This window comes from Mesorhizobium sp. M7A.F.Ca.CA.002.09.1.1 (assembly GCF_003998555.1).
GTDB classification, from domain to species: Bacteria; Pseudomonadota; Alphaproteobacteria; order Rhizobiales; family Rhizobiaceae; genus Mesorhizobium; species Mesorhizobium ciceri.
Map to the genome: position 1 here is coordinate 1 of NZ_RZRR01000430.1, position 4,600 is coordinate 4,600.

The window sequence follows — 4,600 nt, forward strand, 5'->3', positions numbered from 1 at the left end:
TCGGCAAAGAGAGCACTTCGGCGGGATTTGTCGCCACGATTTCCTCCGCGTATCGACAGACAGAAAGGCCAGTGAAGTCGAGCTTAGAACGCTTCCGCCGGCAGTGCCATCAATGTGTCAGCGCCGCTCGAAATGCGGGCGAGATGCGCCGATGTCTCCGGCATGATCCGCTCCATGAAGAAGCGCCCCGTCACGATCTTGTTGTCGTAGAAGGATTGCGCGCCATTGGCGTCCGTCTTGCCAAGTGCCACCTTGGCCATCTGCGCCCACATATAGCCCAGAGCGACCAGGCCGAAGAGATGCATGTAGTCGGTCGAGGCGGCACCCGCATTGTCGGGCTTGGCCATGCCGTTCTGCACCAGCCACATGGTCGCTGCCTGCAAATCGTTGAGACCTTTCTTCAACGCCTTGGTGAACGGCGCCATCTTCTCGTTAGCGCGGTTCTCCTCGCAGAATTCGCCAACCTCCTTGAAGAAGGCCTGCACGGCGCGGCCGCCATGCAAACCAAGCTTGCGGCCGACGAGGTCGAGCGCCTGGATGCCATTGGCGCCTTCATAGATCATAGCGATGCGGGCATCGCGCACGAACTGGCTCATGCCGTGCTCTTCGATATAACCGTGACCGCCGAACACCTGCTGCGCCATGACGGCGTGGTCGAACCCTTTGTCGGTGAGCACGCCCTTGACCACCGGTGTCATCAGGCCGGTGTAGTCGTCGGCGGCCTGGCGATCCTTGTCGTCGCCGGAGCGGTGGGCGATGTCGGACTTGATCGCCGTCCACAGCGCCAGCGCGCGGCCGGCCTCGTTGAAGGCTTTCATGGTCATCAGGCTGCGGCGGATGTCGGGATGGACGATGATCGGATCGGCCTTCTTGTCCGGCGCCTTCGGCCCAGACAATGAGCGGCCCTGCAAACGGTCCTTGGCGTAGCCGACAGCGTTCTGATAGGCGATCTCCGACAGCGACAACCCCTGCAGGCCGACACCGAGGCGCGCCTCGTTCATCATCGTGAACATCGCCTTCAGGCCGCCATTGGGCTCGCCGAGCAGCGTGCCCTCAGCCTCGTCATAGTTCATGACGCAGGTCGAATTGCCGTGGATGCCCATCTTCTCCTCGATCGAGCCGCAGGAGACGGTGTTCCTGTTGCCCGGATTGCCCGACGGGTCGAGCTTGAGCTTCGGCACGATGAACAGCGAGATGCCCTTGACGCCTTCCGGCGCACCCTCGATGCGGGCCAGCACCAGATGGACGATGTTGTCCGACATGTCGTGTTCGCCGGCCGAGATGAAGATCTTCTGGCCTGAAATCTTATAGGTGCCATCGCCGTTCGGCACCGCTTTGGTCCGCAACAGGCCGAGATCCGTGCCGCAATGCGGCTCGGTCAGGTTCATGGTGCCGGTCCAGGCACCCTCGATCATCCTCGGCAACCATGTCGCCTTCTGCTCGTCGGTGCCGTGGGTGATGATTGCCGCGATCGCGCCCTGCGTCAGGCCCGGATACATCATCAAGGACATATTGGCCGAGACCATATATTCGGCGACGGCGGTGTGCACGGCATAGGGCAGGCCCTGGCCGCCGAACTCGACGGGTGCGGCCAATCCCATCCAGCCGCCCTCGCGGTACTGGTCGAAGGCCTCCCTGAAGCCTTTCGGCGTGGTCACCGAGCCATCGTCGTGACGCACACAGCCTTCCATGTCGCCGACACGGTTCAGCGGATGCATGACGTTTTCGGCGAGCTTGGCGCCTTCGGCGAGGATCGCCTCGAGCACATCGGGCGTGGCGTCGGCAAATCCGGGAAGGTTCGAATAACGCTGGTAACCCAGAACCTCGTTGAGCACGAACAGCGTATCCTGGACCGGAGCCCTGTATGTCGGCATGCTTTTTCTCCACCCTGCAAACCCGGTCCGAATGCCCCGAAGACAAGCCAGGGCGGCATGCGGACCCATATTGGGAGCGGGATAGCAAAAATTGACGTTTGCGTAAACGTCAATTTTCTCGATGCGACAAGATTCCCCGCCCCCTGGAGCAATGAGCGTAGCGGCGCGACGTTGCGCAAGCCAGCGCCGAAAGGCCATAAGAGTGGGCCAGGACAACGAAAAGCCGCGTGGCAGGCCACGCGGCTAGACAGAACTCGGACAATCAGCAGACGACTTGGTGTCTGGCGCAATTCCTGACGGAATTGCTTCAGCTGGCGGCGCTCGCCTGCGGCGCCGAACGCTCGCTCAGCATCTGGCGCACCGCCGACATCGAGCCGCTGAGCTCGTTGATGGCGTCGTCGATCAGCGCCCGTTGCTTCTGCAGGCGGGCAAGCTGCTTTTCCGACTTGTCCAGCGCAAGCTTGAGCTGCTTGGTGTTTGAACCGGTGGGATCGTAGAGATCCATCATCTGCTTGACGTCGCGCAGCGAGAATCCGACCTTGCGGCCAAGCAGGATCAGCTTGAGGCGGGCCTTGTCGCGGCGCGTGTAGAGACGGGTCGAACCGTCGCGCTGCGGGTTGAGCAGGCCCTTGTCTTCGTAGAAACGCAGCGTGCGCAGCGTCACTCCATATTTCTTCGCCATCTCGCCGATGCGGACGAGGTCCTCGCCGGCTTCGGCAGACATATTGGTATTGGCCGCGGTCTCGCCGGCCGAGATAAGCTTCATGGTCACTGGCTTTCCCCGTCTGGTGGCGTCGCGGTCCTGGACCGTGCGTCGCCTGACTGGAAGCGGGGGCCTGCTTCCAGTCGTGGTTTCAACAAACAAATCGCAAACATGCGCTCAATGCGCCTTTTACGTTTACGTCAATTCTATACCGATTGCCGCAGGATGACGCAAGGGCGTTCTGCGCCCCGCCCTTTATGCCGCACCGTCAGGCCAGCAGCCAACATCCTTTCGATTTCTTAAGTTTGGTTAACGCGTTGTTTACCACGTTGGGGGAAATGTGGGCGCGTCGGCTACCCGTGTTTATCCTGTATCGAATTTTTCACGGTTTTTCGGAGCGCGGGCGAGAGCCCGGGAAGCTCGTCTTCCGCCGCGGCATCGCCGCCGGTCGCCTTCGTTCCGATAGGGACCTGGGGGAACTGGCCGCGAGCCAGCCATTCTGAAAGACGGACGCACCGATGAACAGCAAGCGGTCCTATCTCGATACACTCAATGCCGGCAGGCAGCGCAGGCCGCAGACCACGCTCGATCAGTTGAACCAGTCGCTGGAGACACTGGAGCAGCGGCTGGAGCGGACGCGCGAGGATCCGATGGCACGTCCCGAACTCCGCCAACCCGATCCCCGCCAATATGGTGCCGATGCGCGCTACCCCGCCGCCCGGCCCTCTGGCCAGCAGCGCTGGTATGAGGACCCGCAGCCCGCGTCGCGTCCGAAGAGCCCGATGCAGGGAGCCGCCGCTTTCGAGCAGAATTACCAGGCCATTGCCCGCGATATCGATCGCGTGCGCGGCCAGGAGGATGGCGTTGCCATGGTCGGCAAGATCGCCGGCGAATTGCGCGGCATGCGCGAGGAATTGCGCCACCAGATGACCGCAGGCCTGCAGCGGGAATTCGAAGCGCTGCGCAAGGACATCGAGCGGGCCTTCCAGTCAGGCGCAAGGCCCGGTGCTTCGGCCAAGGGCAGTGCTGAACTCGGCCTTGAGTTCGAGCGTCTTTCGGGCGCCATCCAGACCCTGGCCGAGAAGAGCGACGACAGAAGCGTCAACATGCTGCGCCTCGAGCTCGAACAGGTCAAAGCCGCACTCGAAACGCTGGCACGCGAAGAGAGCGTGCAGAAGGTCGACCGCCGCTGGGACGATTTCGATCGCCGCTGGACGGCGTTCGAAGACCGCCTCGACGCCGACCAGCGCAAGCGCTCGGACGACCCGGGCCTGTCTGCTCTCACCGCCCGGCTCGAGCAGATCAGCAATGCCGTCAACAATTTGCCGGAATCGTTGTCGCTGCGCTCGCTGGAGGAGAAGGTGCGGACGCTTGCCGGCGCTGTCGACCATTTCGCCAGCCAGCAAGACAATCGCGGCAGCGACACGCTTGGCATGATCGACGAGCGGCTGGACGAGATTTCCCGCGCCATCGTGGCATCGACGGTCGCCGCGCAAGCCAATTCATTCGACCACGAGGCTTTCGAGCGCATAGAGAGACGGATCGACTCGCTTGCCGGCCAGATCCAGGAAGTGGCGCAGGATCGTCCCGGCAACGCGGTCATGGACCGGTTGAGCACGCTGTCGGGCCGGGTCGACGAACTCGCCGGCCGCGCCAATCTGCCGGAGCAGGCGATGGAGCGCCTGGCCAAGCAGATCGCATTCATCGCCGACAAGATCGACCAGGCACCCGCCATGCCTGACGCCGACTACATCTTCCATGGGCTGGAGCAACGCTTCGACGTGCTGTCGAGCATGATGGAACGCCGCCAGGGTGACGCCATCGAACAGGGCAACATGCTGTTCCGCGATCTCGAGCGCAGGCTGGACGAGGTTGCTGACAGGCTCGACCAGCGCATGCCGCAGGTCGACAGCGTCGGCATCATGGAAGCCATCGATGCCCGCTTTACGGCGCTCGCCAAGCGCCTTGAAACGCGTGTGCCCGATCCCGCGGGCGAAGCGGCGATCCGCGGACTGGAGAGCCG

Annotated in this window: 2 protein-coding genes and 1 pseudogene; 1 reads left to right on the top strand and 2 read right to left on the bottom strand. The window is 62.8% G+C overall.

Annotated features, from left to right (window positions below):
• Nucleotides 1-83: 83 nt before the first annotated feature.
• On the bottom strand, nucleotides 84-1,874 hold the full coding sequence (locus tag EN994_RS18775; RefSeq protein ID WP_013533660.1) for an acyl-CoA dehydrogenase: 1,791 nt from the start codon (nucleotides 1,872-1,874) through the stop codon (nucleotides 84-86).
• A gap of 307 nt (nucleotides 1,875-2,181) precedes the next feature.
• On the bottom strand, nucleotides 2,182-2,640 hold the full coding sequence (locus EN994_RS18780) for a MerR family DNA-binding transcriptional regulator (protein WP_013533661.1): 459 nt from the start codon (nucleotides 2,638-2,640) through the stop codon (nucleotides 2,182-2,184).
• Between the two features lie 455 nt (nucleotides 2,641-3,095).
• Here EN994_RS18780 and EN994_RS18785 point away from each other — a divergent pair.
• Nucleotides 3,096-4,600: pseudogene (locus EN994_RS18785) on the top strand (peptidoglycan-binding protein); the annotation flags it as partial.

What these genes read in the sequence shown, in the direction of transcription:
- EN994_RS18780 (WP_013533661.1), bottom strand. Translation starts at nt 2,640, where the DNA reads ATGAAGCTTATCTCGGCCGGCGAGACCGCGGCCAATACCAATATGTCT.
- EN994_RS18775 (WP_013533660.1), bottom strand. Translation starts at nt 1,874, where the DNA reads ATGCCGACATACAGGGCTCCGGTCCAGGATACGCTGTTCGTGCTCAAC.